Source organism: Bradyrhizobium sp. CCBAU 25360 (genome assembly GCF_028128695.1).
GTDB classification, from domain to species: Bacteria; Pseudomonadota; Alphaproteobacteria; order Rhizobiales; family Xanthobacteraceae; genus Bradyrhizobium; species Bradyrhizobium ottawaense.
Window position 1 is genome coordinate 323,110 of the sequence record NZ_LBJA01000037.1, and the last position, 22,740, is coordinate 345,849.

At 65.4% G+C, this 22,740-nt stretch carries 20 protein-coding genes; 7 read left to right on the forward strand and 13 right to left on the reverse strand.

All coding sequences use genetic code 11. The annotated features are described in order from the left end of the window. Positions 1-18 precede the first annotated feature (18 nt). Positions 19-942 carry a LysR substrate-binding domain-containing protein gene (locus XH81_RS15855; RefSeq protein ID WP_028140926.1) on the reverse strand — a complete coding sequence of 308 codons (924 nt, stop codon included), beginning with the start codon at positions 940-942 and terminating at the stop codon, positions 19-21. Between the two features lie 484 nt (positions 943-1,426). On the opposite strand from XH81_RS15855, the gene XH81_RS15860 reads away from it, so the two are divergent. Then, complete coding sequence (locus XH81_RS15860) at positions 1,427-2,245, forward strand: alpha/beta fold hydrolase (RefSeq protein WP_028140925.1); 819 nt, start codon at positions 1,427-1,429, stop codon at positions 2,243-2,245. Between the two features lie 228 nt (positions 2,246-2,473). Here XH81_RS15860 and XH81_RS15865 read toward each other — a convergent pair whose 3' ends face one another. The 4 genes from XH81_RS15865 to XH81_RS15880 all read right to left on the reverse strand — a co-directional run bounded on the left by XH81_RS15865 (position 2,474) and on the right by XH81_RS15880 (position 6,990). After that, positions 2,474-3,685: an ABC transporter substrate-binding protein gene (locus tag XH81_RS15865; RefSeq protein WP_271594094.1), complete on the reverse strand. Its 1,212-nt coding sequence runs from the start codon at positions 3,683-3,685 to the stop codon at positions 2,474-2,476. Between the two features lie 42 nt (positions 3,686-3,727). Next, a complete protein-coding gene (locus XH81_RS15870; protein WP_028140923.1) occupies positions 3,728-4,579 on the reverse strand; it encodes a fumarylacetoacetate hydrolase family protein in 852 nt (283 codons plus the stop codon). 25 nt (positions 4,580-4,604) lie between these two features. After that, positions 4,605-6,122: a bifunctional 3-(3-hydroxy-phenyl)propionate/3-hydroxycinnamic acid hydroxylase MhpA gene (mhpA, locus tag XH81_RS15875; protein WP_028140922.1), complete on the reverse strand. Its 1,518-nt coding sequence runs from the start codon at positions 6,120-6,122 to the stop codon at positions 4,605-4,607. Between the two features lie 76 nt (positions 6,123-6,198). Further along, positions 6,199-6,990, reverse strand: coding sequence for a DNA-binding transcriptional regulator (locus XH81_RS15880; protein ID WP_028140921.1), 792 nt, complete (start codon positions 6,988-6,990; stop codon positions 6,199-6,201). A 144-nt stretch (positions 6,991-7,134) separates the two neighbouring features. On the opposite strand from XH81_RS15880, the gene XH81_RS15885 reads away from it, so the two are divergent. Next, positions 7,135-8,118, forward strand: a complete 984-nt coding sequence (locus tag XH81_RS15885; RefSeq protein WP_028140920.1) for a VOC family protein — start codon at positions 7,135-7,137, stop codon at positions 8,116-8,118. A gap of 21 nt (positions 8,119-8,139) precedes the next feature. Here the strand turns inward: XH81_RS15885 and XH81_RS15890 are convergent, their stop codons facing one another. Together XH81_RS15890 and XH81_RS15895 are read right to left on the reverse strand one after the other, a co-directional pair. After that, a complete protein-coding gene (locus XH81_RS15890; RefSeq protein ID WP_028140919.1) occupies positions 8,140-8,802 on the reverse strand; it encodes a response regulator in 663 nt (220 codons plus the stop codon). After that, on the reverse strand, positions 8,799-10,181 hold the full coding sequence (locus XH81_RS15895) for a sensor histidine kinase (protein WP_028140918.1): 1,383 nt from the start codon (positions 10,179-10,181) through the stop codon (positions 8,799-8,801). The genes XH81_RS15890 and XH81_RS15895 overlap by 4 nt, the downstream gene beginning before the upstream one ends. A gap of 191 nt (positions 10,182-10,372) precedes the next feature. On the opposite strand from XH81_RS15895, the gene XH81_RS15900 reads away from it, so the two are divergent. Next, complete coding sequence (locus tag XH81_RS15900) at positions 10,373-11,287, forward strand: DUF3280 domain-containing protein (protein WP_049801992.1); 915 nt, start codon at positions 10,373-10,375, stop codon at positions 11,285-11,287. Here XH81_RS15900 and XH81_RS15905 read toward each other — a convergent pair. The 3 genes from XH81_RS15905 to XH81_RS15915 are packed head-to-tail and all read right to left on the reverse strand — an operon-like array spanning position 11,277 to position 14,309. Continuing rightward, positions 11,277-12,308, reverse strand: coding sequence for an L-idonate 5-dehydrogenase (locus tag XH81_RS15905; RefSeq protein WP_028140916.1), 1,032 nt, complete (start codon positions 12,306-12,308; stop codon positions 11,277-11,279). The two genes, XH81_RS15900 and XH81_RS15905, sit on opposite strands and share 11 nt — an antisense overlap. Positions 12,309-12,329: 21 nt before the next feature. Further along, positions 12,330-13,097: a glucose 1-dehydrogenase gene (locus XH81_RS15910; protein ID WP_028140915.1), complete on the reverse strand. Its 768-nt coding sequence runs from the start codon at positions 13,095-13,097 to the stop codon at positions 12,330-12,332. Between the two features lie 12 nt (positions 13,098-13,109). Continuing rightward, positions 13,110-14,309, reverse strand: coding sequence for a mandelate racemase/muconate lactonizing enzyme family protein (locus XH81_RS15915; protein WP_028140914.1), 1,200 nt, complete (start codon positions 14,307-14,309; stop codon positions 13,110-13,112). 183 nt (positions 14,310-14,492) lie between these two features. On the opposite strand from XH81_RS15915, the gene XH81_RS15920 reads away from it, so the two are divergent. Together XH81_RS15920 and XH81_RS15925 are read left to right on the forward strand one after the other, a co-directional pair. Next, positions 14,493-15,260: a GntR family transcriptional regulator gene (locus tag XH81_RS15920; RefSeq protein WP_028140913.1), complete on the forward strand. Its 768-nt coding sequence runs from the start codon at positions 14,493-14,495 to the stop codon at positions 15,258-15,260. Positions 15,261-15,284: 24 nt separating this feature from the next. After that, on the forward strand, positions 15,285-16,649 hold the full coding sequence (locus tag XH81_RS15925; protein WP_028140912.1) for an MFS transporter: 1,365 nt from the start codon (positions 15,285-15,287) through the stop codon (positions 16,647-16,649). 68 nt (positions 16,650-16,717) lie between these two features. Here XH81_RS15925 and XH81_RS15930 read toward each other — a convergent pair whose 3' ends face one another. The 3 genes from XH81_RS15930 to XH81_RS15940 form a co-directional block, all read right to left on the reverse strand. Continuing rightward, on the reverse strand, positions 16,718-16,954 hold the full coding sequence (locus XH81_RS15930) for a hypothetical protein (protein ID WP_028140911.1): 237 nt from the start codon (positions 16,952-16,954) through the stop codon (positions 16,718-16,720). Between the two features lie 127 nt (positions 16,955-17,081). Continuing rightward, positions 17,082-18,332, reverse strand: a complete 1,251-nt coding sequence (locus XH81_RS15935; protein WP_028140910.1) for an arsenic transporter — start codon at positions 18,330-18,332, stop codon at positions 17,082-17,084. Positions 18,333-18,413: 81 nt separating this feature from the next. After that, on the reverse strand, positions 18,414-20,891 hold the full coding sequence (locus tag XH81_RS15940) for a hybrid sensor histidine kinase/response regulator (RefSeq protein ID WP_028140909.1): 2,478 nt from the start codon (positions 20,889-20,891) through the stop codon (positions 18,414-18,416). A 213-nt stretch (positions 20,892-21,104) separates the two neighbouring features. Between XH81_RS15940 and XH81_RS15945 the strand changes: the two genes are divergently transcribed. After that, positions 21,105-22,187 carry a zinc-binding metallopeptidase family protein gene (locus XH81_RS15945; RefSeq protein WP_028140908.1) on the forward strand — a complete coding sequence of 361 codons (1,083 nt, stop codon included), beginning with the start codon at positions 21,105-21,107 and terminating at the stop codon, positions 22,185-22,187. Positions 22,188-22,360: 173 nt separating this feature from the next. Next, a partial coding sequence (locus XH81_RS15950; RefSeq protein ID WP_271596273.1) for a biotin carboxylase N-terminal domain-containing protein occupies positions 22,361-22,740 on the forward strand: 380 nt, incomplete at its 3' end.

Below are 22,740 nucleotides of genomic sequence, written 5' to 3' on the forward strand. Positions count from 1 at the left end.
CAGGCTTCGTGCCGCCACCTATTGGGCTTCAACATAGCGAATGATGCTCTGATTTTGCACGTTTGCGACCAATTCATCCGCACGGGATAGCAGCCGACGCAGCAAGGGCGACGGATTTTCCCGATTGTATCCCAGGGCCAACTCGACTGTTGGCGTGCCGCCGTCAAGTGCTCTAGCGACGACGTTTGGTGCCAGCATGTTCTGCGCATAGAGGGGTACGAGGCTGATTCCGCCCGTGGAAGCCACGAGTGACATGGCCGATGATATGTTCTCGCCTTCGTACTTCGCGTTCAGAGTAATCCCGACCCGAGCTGCGTAGTTCTGGATGACCTCTTGCAAGACCGGAGACGTTCTTGCCGAGCTGACATAGATTTCGCGGGCGAGATCCTGGGGACGAATCTTTTTGCGCGATGCCAGGTGATGTTCGGCCGGCAGCACGGCGATCAAAGGCTCCTTCGCCAACTGCTTGAAGACGACGCCCTCATTGTCTTTCTCAGGACGGAGGAAAGCGATGTCCAACTTCCCCTGCATCAATGCGAGCGCAAGTTCCGGTGACGATTGCGTGCTGAGCGTCACCTGGAGATCGGGGGCTTCCTCGCGGAGGATACGCAGAAGCTGGGGGAGCCACATGACCTCCAACCCGACGAGAAATCCCATGGAGAGGGTGGGCTTTTGCGGTTGCGCCGTCTGCCGGGCTCCCTCCGTAGCCGCCTGAACCTGCAGCAGCGCCAGCCTCGCGTGATCAAGAAACACTCGTCCGGCTGCGGTCAGCGTTACGCCGCGCGGCTGGCGCTCCAACAACTGAACGCCGACTTCGGATTCGAGATCGCGGATCTGCCGGCTCAGCGATGGCTGCGAGGTGTTCAGCCGGCGCTGGGCGGCAGTCAGCAGGCTGCCTTCTTCAGCGACGGCAACGAAATAGCGCAGATGCCGGAGTTCCATGGTTCCTCGTATATCTCTGAGGCATAGCTCCAAGCGTACAAGGTCTTAGTCATCGGCAAAAGGGAGATTTACCGTCACGCAGTCTTCAACCAAAAAAGGACAACGAACAATGTCTTCGCCGAAGCATAGTATCGTCTTCAGCAAAGTGATCCCAGCACTCAAGGCCGACAGGAACGGCGTGATCGCAATTCAGTGCGGCCTCGACAATTCTGCAGCGCGATCGAGAGTGGCGACCCTCATTTAGCGGGAAGCGCGCGCGAATGCGCAGGAGCGACGAATAGCGCCGCGCCGGATCCGGCGATAACGCGTCGGCGATCGGGTGTTGGCACGGCAAGGGCTTGCCGGCGAGGCCGCTGAACATCGTGTCTTTCAGGAAGCCAAAGGGCGCGATCTGTGGCCTGATCAGCTTGGGCCTGCCTGCTTTTTCAGACCCCCGTCCGCAAACTTTTCAACAAAGATCTAACAGCGCAGATGGAGCGACTCGATGTCGACGATCACGACTACAGACGGCGTAAGCATCTTCTACAAGGATTGGGGATCAGGTCAGCCGATCGTGTTCAGCCACGGCTGGCCGCTGACAGCGGACGACTGGGATGCCCAGATGATGTTCTTCCTTCATCACGGGTATCGTGTGATCGCCCACGACCGGCGCGGCCACGGCCGGTCCGACCAGCCCAGCACCGGCAACGACATGGACCATTGGGTTGACGACCTCGCGGCCCTGACTGAACACCTCAACCTGCGCGACGCAATCCACATTGGGCACTCGACAGGTGGCGGTGAGGTGGCTCGCTATGTCGCTCGCCACCAGAAGCGCGTCGCGAAGGCGGTTCTGGTCGCTTCACTGACGCCGAACATGTACAGAAGCGAGAACAACGCGTCCGGCCAACTCCCGGCGTGGTTCGAAGCGATCCGGGCAGGCGTGCTGGGCAACCGGGCGGAATTTTACCGTTTCGTCCCTGAGAATCCGTTCTACGGGTACAACCTCGATGGGGCCAAGCCTTCGGAGGCAATCATTGCGAACTGGTGGCGCCAAGGCATGGCCGGCGGTGCTCTCGCTCACTACGCGACTGTCGACTCTTGGCTCGAAGATTATACCGAAGACCTCAAGAAGATCACCGTGCCGGTGCTGGTGATGCATGGCGAGGCTGATCAAGTCGTCCCGTTCGCAAGTTCCGTGCCGCGTGCGGTCGACTTGCTTAAGAACGGATCGCTGAAGACCTATCCCGGCTACCCCCATGGCATGCTAACCACGCATGCGGATGTCCTCAACCCCGACCTGCTCTCGTTCATCAAGTCTTGACGACATCTCTCATCCATTATCGCCTTCCCGCACGAAGGAGATGCCGTTTGCAAGGCGGCCTCTCCTTCCAGTTCAAGAGACGGTATGCGACAGTCGCTTTTTGGCCCATCGCAGACCTACCGCGGCGCCCGCCGAATTGTCCGCTATTGTCAGAAGCAAACGTCATACCTCTCAGCATGGCGGACATCGAATGCGTGTGATCTGGAGTCACGAGTCCACGCCTCGGCACTACTTTCCCACCAGGCTGCACTTGCTGCGGTCGAGCGGACGGAAGGCCTGGTCGGGCGGGATCGTCGCGACCAGCTTGACGAAATCCCACGGGCCTTTGGACTCTGCGGGTGTCTTGACCTGCACCAGATAGAGATCGTGCACCATGCGCTGGTCCTCGCGGATGCGGCCGTGGGGCGTATAGGCATCCGACACCGGCGTCGCTTTCATCTTCGCCATCACGGCGGCGCTGTCGTCGGTATCGGTGTCCTTGATCGCCTGCAGATAGTGACGCACGGCGGAATAGACGCCTGCCTGGATCTGCGAGGGCATGGCCTTGCGTCGCGCATAGAAGGCGTCGGAGAATTTTCGCGCGGCCGGCGAGACGTCCTCGAAGAACGAGGTGACGATGAGGTCGCCGCGGGTTGCCTTCAGCCCGACCGACTCGATGTCGACGTTCTGGAACGACATCGGCACGATCTTGATGCCCTGGTCGGCGAGGCCGAACTCCTCGGCCTGCTTGATGGCGGTGGCGTTGTCGCCGGCGACGTTGATGGCGAGGATCTTGGCGCCCGACGACTGTGCCTGCAGCAGGAATGAGCTGAAATCGGGCGTGCCGAGCTGCGCCTTGACGCTGCCGGCGACCTTGCCGCCGAGCTCCCCAATACGGGCGCGCGCGGTCGCTTCGATCGAATGCCCGAAGGCATAGTCGCCGGTGATGAAGAACCATGGCTCCTTGCTGGTCTGCATGATGCCGGAGACCACGGCGGTCGCCGTGGAATAGGCGTCCTGGGTCCACTGCACGCTGGTCGGCGCGCAGGCCTCATCGGTGAGCTGGTTGGCACCGGCGCCGGAGACGAGGAAGATCTTGCCGTTGCCGCGCACCAGCTCCTGCACGGCGAGGGCCGCGCCGGAGCTGCCGCCGTCGGCGACCGCCTGGACGCCTTCGCTGAACCATTTGCGGGCGAGCGATGCCGCCAGATCCGGCTTGTTCTGGTGATCGGCCTGCAGGATCTCGATCGGCTTGCCGTTGATCTTGCCGGCGAACTCCTCCGCGGCCATCCGTGCCGCCTCGACCGAGCCCGGGCCCATCGCGGTCGCGAACACGCCGTTCATGTCGGTGAGCACGCCGATGCGGATGGCATCGGCCTTGATTTCGGCGCGCGCAGGCGGGCCTGCGAGCGCCAGCGTGATGAGCAAGGTGGAGGCGGACGTCGTACGGAGGTTGGCCATGGCGTTTCCTGACTTGTCGTTCTTGATTGCTCGAAGGCGTGGTCAGACCGGTTCGGCGACGACCGTGTTGCGCAAGGTTCCGATGCCCGAGATCTCGACCTCGACGGTATCGCCGGGACGCATCCACAGCGGCGGCGTGCGCTTGGCGCCGACGCCGCCGGGCGTGCCGGTGACGATGACGTCGCCGGGAACGAGCGGGCAGATCGTGGAGATGTAGGCGATCAGCTCGGGAATGCCCGTGATCAGGAGGTCGGTGGTAGTGTCCTGCACGACGGCGCCGTTCAGGCGCGTCCGCAAGGTGAGCTTCGACGGATCTGGAATCTCGTCCGTCGTCACCAGCCACGGACCGAAGCTGCCGCTCTCCGCAAAGGTCTTTCCGGAAAGGAACTGGCTGGTGTGGCGCTGCCAGTCGCGGATGCTGCCCTCATTGTAGCAGGAATAACCGGCGATGTGATCGAGCGCGTGGCCAGCCGGGATGTGCCGGCCTTGCTTGCCGATCACCAGCGCGAGCTCGCCTTCATAATCGAAATCGTCGCTCACTTTGGGCTTCACGATCGGCTGGAGATGGCCGACCTGGCTGCAGGGAAAGCGCACGAACAGCGCCGGCTTCTCGGTGACGGTGCGCCCGGTCTCGGCGACGTGGTCGCGGTAGTTCAGGCCGACGCAGATGATCTTGCCGGGATCGGGGATCACCGGTGCGAAGGTGACTTTGTCGAGCGGATGATCGGGCGCAGCGGACGCGACGATCTTTGCCGCCTCGCCAAGGCGACCGGCTTCGAGCAACTGCCGCAGCGTGGCGCAGGGCGCCATGCGCGCGCCGAGATCGACGACGCCGTTGTCCTTGACGGCACCGAAAGAGGCGCGGCCGTCGGCGATGAAAGAAAGCAGCTTCATGAGATGTCCTTGAAAGTGGGTTCGATCAGGCCGCGGACGGCGCTTGGGTTAAGGGAATCTGGGTTGCAGGAATGGCGGCGGCGACGAGTCGCTCGAGCTCGGGCTCGTCGCGGGCGGTGCCGCGGATGTAACGGTCGGGACGAACCAGTGCGGCGATGATGCCGTGCTTGCGCAGCCAGTCTCGGACGCCTTCGGCGTCGTCGCCGGCGAGGATCTCGATCCCGGCCTGCGCCAGGCGCGACGGCAGTACGGCCGCGGCCTCGACGAGCAGCACATGATGATAGCCGGTCCGGTCGTCGCTGCGGCCTCCGTCGCGCAGCATGAATTGCGGTGCGAGATGGCCGGCGAGCGGCAGGTCGCTGAACGTGAGCCCGGGGCCGAGCAGGGGCTTCCTCACGTCCAGCTTGACCGGCGCGTTCTCGCGCGCTTCGCCGGCAGCAAGGCCGGCCTCGATCGCCTTGGTGTTGATCACGCCGCCGAGACGGATGGCGAGCTCGATGAACTCGCGCACATGTGGCTGGCGCTCGCTCTGGTAGGTGTCGAGCAGATCGGGTGCGGCGCCGCCCTGGATGATTGCGGCGAGCTTCCAGGCGAGGTTGGCGGCATCCCGGATGCCGGCGCACATGCCCTGGCCGAGGAAGGGCGGGGTCTGGTGCGCGGAATCGCCCGCAAGAAACAAACGGCCGCTCCGCCATTGCCGTGCGATGACCGAATGAAACGTGTAGACCGCGGCGCGTTCGAGCTCGGCATCATCAGGCGTGATCCAGCGCGACAGCAGGTCCCAGACCTTTGCCGGTTGCGCGATCTCCTGAGAATCCTCGTCCGGGAGGATCGTGATCTCCCAGCGGCGCCGCGTGCCGGTGCCGCGCACATAGGTCGCCGGCCGCCTTGGATCGCAATGCTGGAGACTGTAGTCGCCGAGATCGTCGCGCGCGCGCTTGAGCAGCACGTCGATCACCAACCAGCGCTCGTGGAAGCCGAGATCGTCCATGCTGGAGCCGATGAAGCGGCGGACCAGCGAGCGGGCGCCGTCGCAGCCGATCACATAGCCGGCGCGGACCTCGCTGAGCTTCCCGTTCGAGAGGTCCTCGTAGCGGACGCGCACGCCGTCTTCGACCTGGTCCAGCGCGAACACGTCGCAGCGGCTGCGCAAGGTGACGTGCGGCCAGCGGGCGAGGCCGCCGATCAGCACGTCCTCAAGATCAGGTTGGTGAAAGCGGTAGCTGAGATGCCAGCCCATCGGCGTCAGCGTCTGCGGGCGCGACCAATCCAGCAACATCTTGCCGTTGGCGTCGAGGAAGAGCATGCCGGGGCTCAGGATGACATGCGGCAGGATCGCGTCGGCAAGGCCGACGGTCTGGAATACGCGCATGCATTCGTCGTCGAAATGCACCGCGCGCGGCAGATGATAGGTCTGCGTCTCGCGCTCCAGCACCAGTGTCCGCACGCCGCGGAGGCCGAGCAGATTGGCAAGTGTCGCACCAACCGGCCCGCGGCCGACGATCACGACATCAAATTCTTCGGGGGCGGATTTATCTTGCATGGGCTATCTCTTCCCCAAGCCGCGCCGCAGCATCAACGCCGCCGCGCCAAGTGTCCGCCCAGCGGACGGACGGAGTCTAGACCTCGACCGGGATGGCCGCGGCCGTCTCCTGAAGCTGCGCTGCAAATTGCGCAATTGCCTCCTCGATCCCCAGTGCCGAGCGAATCCAGATGATGGAGATGCAACCGAACACGACGCCGCCTCGGACGATGGGTACGGCGATCGAAGCCGTCTTGGGATTATACTCGCCCTCGCTGCGGATCGCGTAACCGCGCCGGGCAGTCTCGGCAATCATGCGGTCGAGGCGGGCTTCGTCGAGAAAGGGGCGGTCGTCGGCCTCGTCGATCCGGCGCAGATGATTGACGATGAGGTCGCGCTCGCGCGCCGGGCAGGCGGCGAGATACGCGCGCCCGGCAGAGGTTCGCAGCATCGGCAGACGCTTGCCGATCATGCCGCGGTCGATCGAGAGCGGGCTGCGCGAATGGGTGGTTTCCTGCACCACCATCGCGGCGTTCTCATAAGTCGAGAGATCGACGGGCCAGACCAGGGTCTTGCTGAGTTCGGCAAGATAAGGCGCCGCCGCCTGGCAGATCACCACGCCGGGGTCGTAGCCATCGCCGAGGCTCAGCGCGCGCCGGGTGACGCGAAAACGGTCGTCGCTGGCGCTGCGGGCGATATAGCCAAGTTCCTCCAGGGTTTCGAGCAGGCGATAGACGGTCGGGCGAGGCAGGTCGAGCGCGCGAGCAACGTCGCCGGCACGGATGCCGCCCGAGCGATTGACCTCTCGCAGCACGTCAAGTCCGCGCTTGAAGGCGCGGACGCCTTCCGACTGCCGTGGTGCGCCCGTCCCCGTCCGCTCCTTGGACACTTCGCATTTCCTCCCTTGTGGCGCACGGTCCCGCGATTATCGTCGCGAACGCGAAGCGATTGCGGAACGCCACCGTAGAATCGTGCGCAGCCGGTATCAAGTTCGCCGCATTGCGGCACACGCGATGCCTTCGGGAGGAATTCGATGGAAATCACCGCGCTCGGTTATATCGGGATCAACTCATCGCAGCTCGATCAGTGGGGCCGGATGGCGACGGGGCTGCTCGGCATGCAGCAGGTCGATCGCGGCGGCAAGATGCGCGCGTTCCGCATGGACGATCGCAAGCAGCGGCTGATCGTCGACGGCAGTAGCGACGCCGGCCTTGCAGTGATGGGCTGGGAAGTTCCGTCCATGGCAGAGCTGGATCAATTGGCGGGACGGCTCGAAACCCACGGCGTCAAGGTGACGCGCGGCTCGCGCGCGCTCGCCGACGAGCGGCATGTCGCCGAACTGATCGCGTTCGTCGATCCCGCCGGCAACCGGCTCGAGGCCTTCTGCAAGCCGGAGCTTGCGAGCGAGCCGTTCAAGCCGAGCCGACCGATCTCGGGCTTCCGTACCGGCGCGCTCGGCATGGGGCATGTCGTGCTCAACGTGGAGGATGTCGAGCCGCTTTTGCCGTTCTACCGCGACCTGCTCGGCTTCCACGTCTCGGATTTCGGGCTGAAGCCCTATGGGCTGTATTTCTTCCACGTCAACGGCCGCCACCACAGCTTTGCGATGGTCGGCTCGGGGCGCAAGGCGATGCATCATTTCATGGTCGAGCTCGGCAGCCTCGACGATGTCGGTCAGGGCTACGACCTCGCGCAGCTCGAAGATGGCCGTATCGTCTATACGCTGGGCCGGCACACCAACGACCACATGACGTCGTTCTATGTGAACACGCCGTCCGGCTTCTTCATCGAATATGGCTGGGGCGGGCGCATCATCGATCCCCAGACCTGGCAGCCGCACGAGACCTTTGATGGCCCGTCGCTGTGGGGCCACGAGCGGCTGCATATGCCGGAGGAGCAGCGCAAGCGCCTGCGCGACATGCGGCTCGATGCGGCAGCGCGCGGCGTTCGCGTCGCTGATCCCCGCGTGCCGCCGCTCAACTGTGCGTGGCTGGACCAGGTGGTCGCGCGCGAATAATCGACCGCTTCTCGGGGTCCATCACGCTTCGCCGAGATCGGGCTCGGTCAACAGTCCCTGGCGCAAGGCGAGGCGGACCAGCTCGATGTCGGAGCCGACGCCAAGCTTGTCCTTGATCAGGGAATGCAGGTTCGCCACCGTCTTCGGGCTGACATGCAGCGTTTCGGCGATCTCCTCCGTCGTCCGCTCCGCGAGCAGCAGCCGCATCACCTCGAACTCGCGCGCGGTGAGGACGTCGGCGGCCGAGCTTTCGCCGCCGAGCCGGCTCAGCGCCAGCTCGTGGTCGATGTCGGGGCTGATGGCGATCTTGCCGGCGAGCACGTCCATCACGGCCCGTACCAGCGTTTCCGGCGGGCTGGTCTTGGTGACGTAACCCCTGGCGCCGGCGCGGATCGCCTGCACGGCGAAGCCCGCATTCTGGTGCATGGTGAAGATGAGGATCCTTGCGCCCTTGTCCCACTGCCTGATCCGCCTGACGGCCTCGATGCCGCCGATGCCGGGCATGCTCAGATCCATGATGACGAGGTCGGGCGCCTCGGATTTGTACAGCCGGTAGGCCTCCGCGCCGTCAGCGGCTTCGGCGATGACGCGCAGGCCCGGCTGCTTCTGGAGCACGGAGCGATAGCCCTCGCGGACCACGGAATGGTCGTCGACCAGCAGGATGGAGGCATCGGCCGCGCTCATGCCGCATGCTCCAGCGCCTGCCGCTCGGCGGCGGTGAGCGGAATGACGACGCGCAGCGCCGAGCCGCCGTTGGCGCCGACTTCGAAGCTCATCCGGCCGCGCAAGGCCGCAACGCGCTCGCGCATGCCGAGCAGGCCCATGCCGGATTTGCTGGAGGCATCGTTCGGCCGGCCATCGTCGTCGATGGCAAGCGCGATCTCGTCTGCCGCCATCGTCAGATGCAGGTCCACCCTGGTGGCCCCGGCGTGCTTGGCGGCGTTGGTCAGCGCCTCCTGCACGATGCGGTAGAGGTTGGCGCTGATCGCGGAGGGCAGGGTCTCGACCGCGCCGTCGAAATGGATCGAAAAGCGCGTCTCGCCGCGGCTGCGTCCGTTCCAGCCCGCGACGAGGCCTTCCAGGCTCGCCACCAGCCCGAGCTCCTCGACGTCGGGCGGGCGCAGCCGGAACAGCGCGCCGCGCAGCGTCTCCATCATGCTGGTCGCGGTCCGCGCGATACCGTCGCATTCGCCGAGCAAAGCGGGGCAGTCCTGCGCGGCGGTCTGGCGGGCGGAGGAGGCGAGCGCGCGGATGGCGGCCAGCGACTGGCCGAACTCGTCGTGCAGCTCACGCGCCAGATGGCGGCGCTCGTCGTCCTGGAGCGCGATCAGCTTGCGCGTCAGCTCGCTGCGCTCGGCGAGCGCATTGTCGAGGCTTTCGGCGAGATGGTTGAAGCCGTCGCGGATCGCGGAGAGTTCGGCCAGATCGAACGGCGGCAGCCGCGCCGAGAGGTCGTTGGCGGCGATCCGCTCGAGGCCGTTGCGGATCAGGCGGGTCGGGCGCAGCGCGCGCGCCAGCGCGGCGTAGACCAGCAAGCACAGCAGCGGCAGCGCGATCGCAAGCGCAATCATCAGGCGGCCGGCCTCGTGCCAGGCCTCCGCCGTCTGCACGGCCGGATCGACCGAGACCACGGTCTCGCCGAGCTTGGCGCCGCGCACGATCACGGGCCGTGCCGCTTCGCGGCCGGGGTCGAACAGGCTGCGATAGAAGGCCGCGAAGACCTGCGGCGACGGGCTCTCCGGGGCAGGCGCACCGCTGCAGAACCGCTGCAGCATCTCGCCGCTCGGGCCACGGAATGCCAGACACAGGCCGGGCGTCATCACATAGGCGGCGACGGGATCGAGGTTCGGAAAGTCGCGCGGGCCGGCCACCCACTGGATCTTGCCCTGCTGCAGCTCCAGCGACTTCGCCACGATCGCGGCGATGCCGTCGATGCGCGTGTGCACCGCGCGGTCGGCCGCGATCAGGAAATAGGCGGAGATTGCGGCGAAGCAGGCGGCCGTTATGGCGGCCACGCGCAACGTCAGACGGACCTTGAGATCGAATCTCGGGCGGTTCCACATCGGGCAGCACCTAGCGCGAACAGGTTTGTCGCCGCCGCATTAAACGGCAGAACGCCAGCCGCGCAAAGCGCTACGCGTTACCGCAGTGCAACGACGTGAAATTTTCCCGGCGCTCGCCGGGACGGGCCCCGTTGCAGGGTGTAGGGCTGCTGCCGAGATTTGCCGATCGCTCCATCTGCGAGGCTCCGCTCATGTACCTCTCCCGGTTGATCCTCCCTGCTTTTCTCCTTGCTGTCCTCGTGGGTGTCCGGCCTGCCGGCGCGGGCACCGAGGCGGCCGCCGCGGCACCGGCCGGCGTGTCGATCGAGGATTTCCAGTATCTGGATACGTCCGGCGAGCCGGTCGACCAGACCGCCGTCCACGAGAAGCGGCTGGGCGCGTTCATGGTCGCGCTGCGACGGGATGTCGGGGCGGACAAGCGCTATCAGCTCACGCCCGCCGGGCAAGCCGATGCAAAATTCAAGGTCGTCGGCGGCGTCCAGAAGACGAGCACGCTGGTGCAATGGGCGCGGGTCGCCGTGATCGATACCGCGGCCAAGAAGGTCCTGTTCGAGAAGCTCTACACGTTCCGCGGCGACAACGACGAAGCCTGGGACCGTGCCGAGGCGTTCCTCGCCCGCGAGGTCATCGCGGCGCTCGGCACGCCCGCGCCGGTCGCGCTCGCCGTGTTCGATTTCGAGCTCGAGGACATGACGGCCGCATCAGGGGGCGCCTTGGCCGCTTCAGACACATCCTACCTCGCCGAGACCACCGGCGGCGTGCGTGACGTGCTCGGCCAGTCCGGCCGCTACCGCATCGTCGAAATCGGCAGCGCGAGCGGCGAGGCGGCGAAGGCGCGCGCTTTACGCGACTGCGGCGGCTGCGAGGCCGCGATTGCGAAGGAGCTCGGCGCGGATCAATCGCTGATCGGCGTGGTGCGGCGGGTCAGCCGCACCGAATACACGCTCGGATTCCAGCTGCGTGATGCCCGCACCGGCGCGGTGCTGGCGCGCGGCGACAGCGGCCTGCGCCTCGGCGCGGACTATTCGTGGAAACGGGGCGCCGTGCGGCTGGTCAGCGACCGGCTGATCGAGAGCCAGCAGGCCGAGGGCGCAATTAGAAAGTAAGCTGCACCTTCATCGACTGTGAGCGGTCGCTGGCAAGCTCGAAGGCGGCGACCGCGTTCTCGAACGGCATGGTGGCCGTGATCAGCGGCTTCACGTCGATCAGGCCTTCGCCCATCAGCCGCACCGCCAGCTCGAACTCGGGATCGAAGCGGAAGGTGCCGCGGAGCTGCAATTCCTTGGCGACGATGGAATTGATCGGCAGCGTCATCTCGCCGCCGAGACCGAGCTGCACCAGCGTCGCACCCGGGCGGAGCACGTCGAGCGCAGTGCGCAGCGCCGCCTGATTGCCGGAGGCTTCGAACAGCGTGTCGAACACGCCCTTGCCGGCGCGCCAGGGATCGAGCGCCGTGGCATCGGCCGCGACATTGATGGCATGCGTCGCGCCGAGTTTTCTCGCGACCGCGAGCGGCGCCTCGGCCACATCAGTCACCACGATCTCGGACGCGCCGCCGAAGCGCGAGACCAAAATCATCAGCGCGCCGATCGGGCCGCAGCCCGTGATCAGCACGCGCTTGCCGAGCAGGGGGCCGGCCTGCTTGCCGGCATGCAGGCACACCGCGAGCGGTTCGGCGACCGCAGCTTCCGCCAGCGAGAGCTTGTCGGCGATCGGCACCGCTTGCGTGGCATCGACCGTGATGAACTCGCGAAAGCCGCCTTGCACGTGAGGAAAGCGCATCGCGCTGCCGAGGAAGCGCATGTCGAGGCATTGGTTGCGCATGCCTTCATGGCAATGCAGGCACTGGCCGCACGGTCTGCTCGGATTGACCGCAACGCGCGTGCCTGTTTTCACGCTGGTGACGCCGTCACCGACGGCCGCGACCACGCCGGCGATCTCGTGCCCTAGCGCCATCGGCTGCTGGATGCGGACGACGCCGAAGCCGCCGTGATGGTAATAGTGCAGGTCAGAGCCGCAGATGCCGCCATTGGCGATCTTGACGCGGACTTCGCCCGGGCCGGGCGCCGGATCGGGATAGTTGTCGATCCGCAGATCTTTCGGGGCGTGGATGACGACGGCGCGCATGGCTTGCTCCTGGTTCGCGGATCACATCGCGGCGATCATGCCGCCATCGACATAGATGATCTGGCCGTTGACGTAGGTCGAGGCGTCCGACGCCAGGAAGATCGCCGCGCCGACCAGCTCGTCCGGCTTGCCCCAGCGCTTGGAGGGGATGCGGCCCATCAGCCAGTTGTTGAAATCGGTGTTGTTGACCAGCGCCTCGTTCATGTCGGTCAGCATGTAGCCGGGGCCGATCGCATTGGCCGTGATGCCGTGCTGGGCCCACTCCACCGCCATCGAGCGGGTGAGATTCTTGATGCCGCCCTTGGCCGCGGTGTAGGGCGCGATGGTGGGGCGGGCGAGCTCGCTGCCGAGCGAGCCGATATTGATGATCTTGCCGTGCTTGCGCGGGATCATGCGCTTGGCCGCCTCGCGGCCGATCACGAAGGCGCTGGTCAGGTTGGTCTCGATCACCTTGCGCCATTCGTCGGTGGTGAACTCCACCAGCGGCTTGCGGTGCTGGATGCCGGCATTGTTGACGACGATGTCGACCGCGATGTTCTTCTTGTCGAAGTCGTTGAACGCCGCGACGATGGCGGGCTCGTCGGTGACGTTGAAGGCTGCGCCTTCGGCCTGATGCCCGGCGGCGCGAAACTCGGCGACGGCCTGCTCGACTCGCTTGGGATCGACGCCGTTGACGATGATCTTCGCGCCGGCCTTTGCCATGCCCTCGGCGATGGCGCGGCCGAGGCCGCGGGAGGAGCCGGTCACGAGCGCGGTGCGGCCGGAAAGATCGAAAAGAGAGGTGCTCATGTCAGAAAGTCCTTAGGCGTTGGAGCGACGCACGGTGAGATCGGAGCGGTCGAATACGGCGGGCAGGAGGTCGACGCCGAGACCGGGGCCTTCCATCGGATAGACAAAACCGTCCTTGATCACGGGCATCGTGGTGACGAGCTCATTGTACCAGCCTTTGTAGAAGGCGCGCACCGATTCCTGGATCAGCGTGTTGGGCTGGCTGAACGACATGTGGATGGCGGCGATGAAGCCGATCGGGCCGATGCAATCGTGCGGCGCGAAGGGCCGGTGATAGGTCTCGGCCATCGCCGCGATCTTGCGGCCCTCGGTGAGGCCACCGGTCCAGCACAGATCCGCCATCACCACATGCATGGCGTCGCGGTCGAGCATGTCCTTGTAGGGAAAGCGCGAGCCCAGCGTCTCGCTGGCGCAGACCCAGACGTCGGTCGAGCGGGCGTATTCGGCCAGCGCCTGCGGCGAGTTCATGCGGATCGGGTCTTCGTACCAGGTCGGCTTGTACGGCTCGAGCGCGCGCGCGATCTGCTTGGCGGTCGGCAGGTTCCACAGCGAGTGGAGCTCGACCATGATCTCCATCTTGTCGCCGACCGCTTTGCGGATCTTCTCGAACGGCTCGATCGCCTGCTTCATCTGGGCTGCCGTGATGTAGAGACCCTTGTTCTCCTGCGCCGCCGGATCGAACGGCCAGATCTTCATCGCGGAGATGCCGCTCTCCAAAAGGCTTTCGGCCAGCGCATCGGCGCGGTTCATGAAGCCGTCGAGATCTTCATAGGGGCCCTTGGCGGCGCCGAGATTCCAGTTCGAGACCGGGCTGATGTTGGTCGAGCGGACATATTGCGTGCCGGCGCAGGTGTTGTAGATGCGCTGCTTGTCGCGGCAGAGGCCGCCGAGCATCTGGTGCACCGGTTGATTGCAGACCTTGCCGAACAGGTCCCACAGCGCGATGTCGATAGCGGAGGCCGCGCGATACTCGACGCCGGTGGAGGACTGCGCCATCGGCAGGTTCAGCATGTCGCGGTGGATCGCTTCGATGTGCAGGGGATTGCGGCCGAGCAGGCGGCCCGCAAAGGTATCGTGAATCTGCGCCTCGACCGCGCCCGCGCCATAGAAGGTCTCGCCGAGCCCGATCACGCCGGTGTCGGTGTGGATTCGCACCCAGATGACGTTGGAGAATTCCTCGGTGCGCAGGGTCTCGATCGACGTGATCTTCACTGCAACAGTCCTCCCATGATAAGGCGCCTCGCGCCCGTCTTGTTGTTCGTGTCTATGCCGGTCAAAACCGGCGATCTCGGCGGGCAGTCATACGCCCGCTTGTAATATATCACAACATGTTTTAAGGATGTCACAAATATGCCGCCGCTCGATCGCGCGAGCAGGGTGGCAGGGGAGGACAACATGGCACGGCGCAAGCGCGCGCTCGAAGTGGTGAGAAGCGACGAGGACGGCGAGGGCAGGCCCTCCCGGCGCAACCGTCTCAACTTCTTCGAGCTGGCCTATCAGAGGATCGAGGAGCTCCTCGTTCATTGCGAGCTCAAGCCCGGTCAGTTCATGACCATGCTGGAATTGCAGCAGATCACCGGCTTCGGGCGCACGCCGGTGCACCACGCCGTCAATCGTCTCTCCGCCGATACGCTCATCATCATCCGTCCGCGCCACGGACTGCACATTGCGCCGATCGATCTTGCGCGCGAACGCATGCTGCTGGCCTTGCGCCGCGACATGGAGCGTTTCGTGATCCGCCTTGCGGCCGATCGCGCCAGCCTCTCGCATCGCAATCAGGCGCTGCACATCGAACGTCTCCTGCGCGAGCGCCGCGCCAGCCTCACCCTCGACGAATTCAACCACATCGACCGCCGCATCGACGCGCTGGTGCTGGAAGCCGCCGGCGAGCCGTTCCTGGTGCACACGCTGCGGCCGCTGCACACGCTGTACCGGCGCATCGGCTACATCCACCACCGCTTCATGCCGGGGCAGGCCGACCTGTCGGGCACGATCGATCGTCATCTCGCCATTCTCGCCGCGGTGGCCAGCCGCCGCGTCGACGACGCTGTGAAGGCGAGCGATGGGCTGATCGACTACATGGGCGAGATATTCACGGGCATGGAAGCGGGGATCGACCCGCGCCTGCTCGATTGCAGCATCGAGCCGCTGCTCGGCACGTAGCGAGTTTTGAAAAGAGGACCAAGCATGACAACGATGGTGATGCCACAACCGACCGCGAACGAAGCCGCGGTCCGCTACCTCATCACGAACTACAGTCCCAAGGGCAACAAGGTCGGCTGGCTGATGATGGCCTCGATCCTGGTCGAAGCCTGGGACCTCTATTCGATCGCCTTCGTGCTGATCTTCATCAAGGAGCAGTACAATCCCACGGCGCTGATGCTGGGCCTTGCCGCGGCGGGCACGCAGGGCGGGGCCCTGATCGGCGCGCTGCTGGGCGGCTGGCTGTCCGACAAGATCGGCCGCCGCGTCATGTTCCTGGTGACGATGGTGATGTTCATCGTGCTGGCGCTGGCGCAGGCCTTCGTGCCTGACGTCACCTGGCTCATCGTGATCCGCTTCCTGCTTGGCATCCCGCTCGGCTCGGACATCTCGACCGGCTACACCTACATCATGGAATCCATGGCCAAGGGCGAGCGCGAGGTCATGGGCAACCGCTGGCAGTTCATGTTCGCGGTCGGCGAGGTCCTCACCATCGGCGTCATCGTGATCTTCCTCTTGATCGACATGCAGCACGAGATGCTGTGGCGCGTGACGCTCGGCCTCGGCGCGGTGCCGGCGCTGATCATCCTTCTGATGCGCCACGACGTGCCGGAGACGGCGGTGTGGCTGGTGCAGAAGGGGCGCTATCGCGAGGCCAAGCGGGTCGCGCGCGAGATGTTCAACGACAATCTCGACATGCTGCCGGATCAGGATGTGGTTGTTCCGAAGACCAGCACGCGTGCGTTCCTCGCCGACCTCAAGAAGGATCCGATCCGCTGGCGCGCCACGGTCTACGGCTGGATCGCCTGTTTCACCCAGGCGAGCGAGTTCTCGACCTTCGCGTTCTATTTGCCGGTGCTGTTCGTGATGGTCGGCGTGTCGAGCGTGCTCGGCATCAACCTGGTGACGATGGCGCTGTTCTCCTTCGCCGCACTGTCCGGCTGGGTCGGGCCGCTGCTGACGCCGAAGATCGGCCACCGCGGCATCGCGATCGCCGGCTTCTCGATCGTGCTGGCCTCGCTGCTGGTCGCGGCCTTCGCGCTCTACACCGACAACAAGATCCTGCTGCCGTTCGCGGCCGCCGCGATGCTGTGGGGCCATTATTGGGACGCGTCGAACTGCATGACGATCCCGACCATGGTCGCCAAGCCGAAATATCGCGGCACCGCCAGCGGCTTCGCCTACATGTTCGTGAAGCTGCCGTCGTTCCTGGCGATCTTCCTGTTCCCGACGGTGTTCGCCGCGATCGGGCAGGCGAACGCCACGCTGATGGTCGCGATCTTCCCGCTGATCGGATTGCTCGCCGCGATCTTCATCCTGCCGGAAGTCTACGGCTACGAGAACGACTGACGAGGCGCCACCCGGTCGCGGCGTCGCCGCCGCGATCGGGACTGATTCCGGAACGCTTCGGCCGGCAACTACGGGCTCAAGAAGACCGGATCGATTCCCATCCCGTGGCCGAGCAGGCCGAGCGCCTGAAGCTGGGCGGAGTGGAGGTCGACCTCCACGATGATGAAGATGGTGAACAACGCCACTGCGGAGACGACCAGCAGGGGATGGGCCGTCTCGACACCGCTCTCGCTCGCTGCGGTGAGGCTCCGGATCGCGCGACGCAGAAAGGAGCTCTGCGGCAACGCTTTCGATTGGATCTGCATGATGAACCTTCCTTGCCGCGTCATATTCGTTTGATTGGCGCGACAATGGAATTCTAGCCGCAGCGTCGCCGCCGGCATTGACGCACCGCAAATGGCTTGCACTTAATTTCGAAGGCCGCGGCCTGCCTTACCTGATTGCGGCCGCCAGCGCCGCGATCAAAGCGGGGGGCGTCACCAGCAGGCCGAGCTTGAGGAAGGGCCAGGCGCCGACCTCGATCTTCTCCCGCCTGAGCGCGACCAGCCAGAGGATGGTGGCGAGCGAGCCCGTCACTGACAGATTGGGGCCGAGGTCGACGCCGATCAGGATGGCGCTGACGACAGGCGCGGGCAGATGGTCGCTGGCGGCGACCGAGCCGGCGACGAGGCCGACCGGCAGGTTGTTGGCGATATTGTCGGCTAGCGCGGTGGCAATGCCGACGCTCCAGGCCGCCTTCGGTACCGATTGCGCCACCGCCTGGTGCAACAGCGCGCTGAGCTGCGCGATCACGCCGGTCTTGATCAGCGCCTCCACCATGACGAAGAGCCCGCCCACGAGCGGCAGCACGCTCCAGGACACGCCGCGCAGCACGGGCAATGGCGATTGCCGGCTGAGCAGCAGCACGATCGCGGCCGTCACGCCGCCGCAGATGAACGTCGGCAGCCCCAGTTGCTTGTCCAGCGCAGACGCCGTGACCAGCACGGCGCCGATCGCGACGATGCCGATCGCCGTCAGCTTGCCGCCGCGGCCGAGTTTTGGATGCGGCACGCGGCGCGCAATCGTCTCCTCCTTCAGGGCCCGGTGCTGGGTCAGGCGCAGCACGATGTAGGTCAGCAGGATCGACGCCGCCGAGGGCAGGGCGAACATACGCAGCCATTCGGTGAGCTCGGGCATGCGCGCGCCGAACACGACGAGATTGGCGGGATTGGAGATCGGTAGCACGAAGCTCGCGGCGTTGGCGATGAAGGCACAGACGAAGAGATAGGGCAGTGGCTTGGCGCCGGCCGCGCGCGTCGCGGCATAGACGGCGGGCGTCAGCACGATCGCGGTGGCATCGTTGGAGAGCAGCACCGTGACGAGCGTGCCGACGAGATAGATCAGCAGGAACAGCCGCTGCGGCGAGCCGGCCGCGTATTCGACCGCGAGCGCGGCGAGGTAGTCGAACAGGCCCTCGAGGCGCGCGAGCTCGGCGATCAGCATCATGCCGATCAGGAAGAGATAGACGTCGAGGCCTTTTTCGATGCCGGCAAGCGCGTCCTGCCACGGCAGCAGGCCTGATAGCACCAGGGCGCTCGCGCCGATCACCGCCCAGACCGCCTCGGGCAGGCGAAAGGGGCGGATGATGACGCCTGCTGTCGCGACGACGATGATGCTCCACGCCCAGATGGCGTCAGACGGCACGGTCGGCAAGTTGATCTCCGGAAAACCGCTCCTGACTACCGTGCCCCGGATCGATCCGCCAGCCTCAAATCTCGGCTCGCGTCACCTTGCCACCGACAGCTTCTCCGTGATCGCCTTGCGCAGGATGCGCGACAGCGATTCCACCGAATACGGCTTCTGGATCAATTCGAAACCGCGATGGGCGTTTTCTGCGAGCACGTTGCTGTAGCCGGAGGTGAGCACCACGGGCAGGCCCGGATAGCGCTCGCGGATGATGCCGGCGAGCTCGACGCCGTTCATGCCGGGCATGATGACGTCGGAGAAGACGAGGTCGACGGCGAATTCGTTCTCGCCGAGGATCGCCAGCGCGGCGTTGGCGTTGGCGACGCGGCGAACGACGTAGCCGAGATCTTCCAGAAGCTCGGTGGAGAAGCGGCCGACTTCGTCGTCGTCCTCGACCACGAGCACGCGATAGCCGCGCCCGGTGGCCGCGGCCTCATGGGTCAGTGCCGCGGCTTCCTTGTCGGTCGCGGGGCTTTGTGCCTGCGGCAGATAGATGGTGAAGGTCGCGCCTTTGCCCTGGGTGCTCGTCACCGCGACGTCGCCCTCGGACTGCTTGGCGAAACCAAAAGCCTGGCTGAGGCCGAGGCCGGTGCCCTTGCCGACCTCCTTGGTGGTGAAGAACGGCTCGAAGATCGAGTCGAGATGTTCCGGCGCGATGCCGCTGCCGGTGTCGCTGACGGAGATGGCGACGTAGTCGCCGCCGCGCGCCGATTGTGCGCGCAGGCTGGGAATCCCGGAGACCTTGCGCACGGCGATGATCAGGCGACCTTCGCCGTTCATGGCATCTCGGGCGTTGATGGCGAGGTTGATCAGAGCGGCCTCGAACTGGGCGATGTCGGCGACGGTAAAGCAGTCGGCATCGTGAATCTCCACCGCGATGTCGATACGGCCGCCGACCAGCGGTCGGACCAGCTGCGCGACGCCCTCGACCTGGCTGCCGACGTTGAAGATCTGCGGCTTCAGCGGCTGCCGGCGCGCGAACGCCAGAAGCTGGGCGGTCAATTTGGAGGCGCGCTCGACGGTCTCGGAGATGGCATCGACATAGCGGCGGCGGCGCTCTTCCGGCAGCTCGCGGCGGCGCAGGAAGTCGGTGGCCGAGCGGATGATTGTGAGGAGATTGTTGAAGTCGTGGGCGACGCCGCCGGTGAGCTGGCCGATCGCCTCCATCTTCTGCGATTGCCGCAGGGCTTCCTCGCCGCGCCGGCGTTCGGTGATGTCGACGGCTTCAGGGACGGCGCCGGTGATGTTGCCGTGGCGGTCGAGCACGGGGCGCATGCCGAAGTCGAAATCGCGCTCGCCGATGGGAAGGCGCAGCCGCATCTCCAGCCGCACGGCTTCGCCCTTGAGCACGGTGTGGAAGGCCTCGCGCACCAGCGCGCTCATGCCCTCCGTCGCGCTGAACCAGGGCGTCTCCCACAACGGCTTTCCGATCACATCCGACGAGCTCGCCCCGATGCCATCGAGTGCGGTGTTGTTGGCGTAAAGCAGCTCGCCCCTGAGATTGACCAGGCCTTGATACTGGTTGCTGGTCTCCAGGATCGCGCGCAGCCGCGCCTCGTTGGATTCGAGCTGGGCCGTGCGCTCGGCGATGCGCTCTTCCAGCGTCTCGTTGAGCTGCCGCAGCTCGATCTCGGCCTGCTTGGCGACGGTGATGTCGTGGGCGACGCCGATGAAGCCGATGTGCTTGCCGGTCGGGTCCCAGCGCGGCTGCGATTCCGAGCGCAGCCAGCGCCATTCGCCGCTGGCGTTCTTGTAACGCGCTTCCAGCACGAAGGGCTTGAGCGACGCTTCACCCTGGACCGATTGCTGCAGCACGTGCGGCAGGTCGTCGGGGTGCAGCACCTTGCGCCAGTCGAAGTCGATGGCCTCATCGTAGGGCAGGCCGACGAAATCGACATAGGCCTGGTTGGCGAAGGAGCGCTTGCGATCGAGCTTGGTCACCCAGATCGGCACCGGCGCGCTGTCGGCGATCAGCCGGAAGCGCTCCTCGCTCTCCCGCAGGGTCTCGCGCGCGAGCATCTGGTCGGTGATGTCGATATGGGCGCCGACGAGCCGGATGGCGCGGCCGTCCTTGTCGCGCTCGATCTTGGCGACGACCCGGATCCAGCGGGTCTCACCGTCATTGGGACGGACGATGCGGTATTCGGCGGTGTAGTCTTCGCTCGTACCAGCGAGTGCATCGACGAAGTGCTTGACGGTGGCGTCGCGGTCCTCGGGATGGATGCGATTGACCCAGTCCTCGTGCGACTCCTCCGCCGCCTCCGGCGGCAGGCCGTGGATCATGAGGTATTCGGGCGAGCGGCGGTTCTTGAAGCCTTCGCGAAAATCGACCTCGACGCCGCCGACCTTGCCGATGCGCTGGATGCGCGCCAGCTCGGCCTCGCGCTCCTGGAGCGCGCGATAGGCGTTGTCGCGCTCGCGCGCGACGTCTTCGAGGTGTTGACGCAGCCTTTCGGCGGCGATGGTCTCGGGCAAGGGATCGTTCAAGGCATCGGCCGTTGTCATGCGGGAGCGCACGTGCCGGACCGATATTCACACAGACGGAGCGTGATGGCCATTGTTTAGAGGAATAAGGCTGGGAAAGGCGCCATTAAACGGATGGCGGTGCGCATGAACGAACGCCGGGTCTGGCAATTTGTTCCGGAGACTGGAACGATCGGCCGGCGGACGCGTCTTCGCGAGGCGTCGCGAATGTCTTTGATAAGGCTCCCTTTCCGAAGAGGATAAATCTTGAAGCTCTTTGTCTGCCAGGCCTGCGGCAACGTTCTCTATTTCGAGAACCGTGCCTGCGAACGCTGCGGCCATCGGGTCGCCTTCCTGCCGGAGAAGGAGACGATGTCGGCGATCGAGCCCGACGGAGAGGCCTGGCGGATCCTGGCCGACAAGGGCGAAAGCCGGATGCTGTGCCGGAATGCCGAGTACGATGCCTGCAACTGGCTGACGGATACGGGCGAGGGCAACGGCTATTGCCGTGCATGCCGCCACAACGGCATCGTGCCGGATTTGTCCGACCCCCGCCAGCTTGCCGGCTGGCGCGAGCTGGAGGTGGCGAAACACCGTCTGTTCTATTCCCTGATCCGCTGGAAGCTGCCGCTCCAGGCCCGGCAAGACGATCCCGAGCATGGTCTGATCTTCAATTTCCTCGCCGACGATCCGAACAGCGCAGAGAGGGTCATGACCGGCCACGACAATGGCCTGATCACGATCGCGCTCACCGAGACCGACGACATCGAGCGCGAGCGCCGCAGGCTCGAGATGGGAGAACCCTATCGTACGCTGCTCGGGCATTTCCGCCACGAAGTCGGGCACTATTTCTGGGACGTGCTGGTGCAGGGCGGCGGCAAGCTCGAGGAATGCCGCGCGGTATTCGGTGACGATTCCACCGATTACGGCCAGGCCCTGCGGCGTCACTATGCCGAAGGCGCGCCGCCGGACTGGCAGCAGAACTATGTCTCGGCCTATGCCACGATGCACCCCTGGGAAGATTTCGCCGAGACCTGGGCGCATTATCTTCACATCGTCGACACCCTGGAGATGGCCGCCGAGTTCGGCATGGAGGTGCGTCCCAAGGTCGACCGCGACGGGGAGTTGACGGCGCGTATCCGCTTCAACCCCTATGAGGCGAGGGACGTCGAGGCGCTGGTCAACGCATGGCTGCCCTTCACCTTCGCCATGAACAGCGTCAACCGCGCCATGGGCCTGCGTGACCTCTATCCCTTCATCCTGTCGCCCGCCGTGGTCGGCAAGCTGGGCTTTGTTCATGGCCTGCTCCGGGACGTCGCCAGGTCCGCGTCGAGGCCCGGCAAGCCGTAGGTCGTCCGACGGCTCGTCGGTCCGGTTTCGGTCTTGCGCTGGTACGCCAGATGGCCCGGATTTAGACCGTTGCCTCCGGCCGATTTTGATGTACCACGGGAGCCACACGGCCCGTCCCATAGGCCCCAACGGCCAGGGAAGGGTCCCGCCCAAGGTCGAGACTCAAGAAAAGCATGTTCAAACGCATTCTGATCGCCAATCGCGGCGAAATCGCCTGCCGGGTCATCAAGACTGCCCGCAAGATGGGAATCGAGACGGTTGCCGTCTATTCCGAGGCCGACCGCGACGCCCTCCATGTCGAGATGGCCGACGAGGCCGTGCTGATCGGCCCGCCGGCGGCAGCCGAGAGCTATCTGGTGATCGAGAAGATCGTCGAGGCCTGCCGCAAGACGGGCGCCGAGGCCGTGCATCCCGGTTACGGCTTCCTGTCCGAGCGCGAGGCGTTTCCGCGCGCGCTGGAGGCAGCAGGCATCGTCTTCATCGGCCCGAACCCGGGCGCGATCGCGGCGATGGGCGACAAGATCGAGTCGAAGAAGGCGGCCGCCAAGGCCAA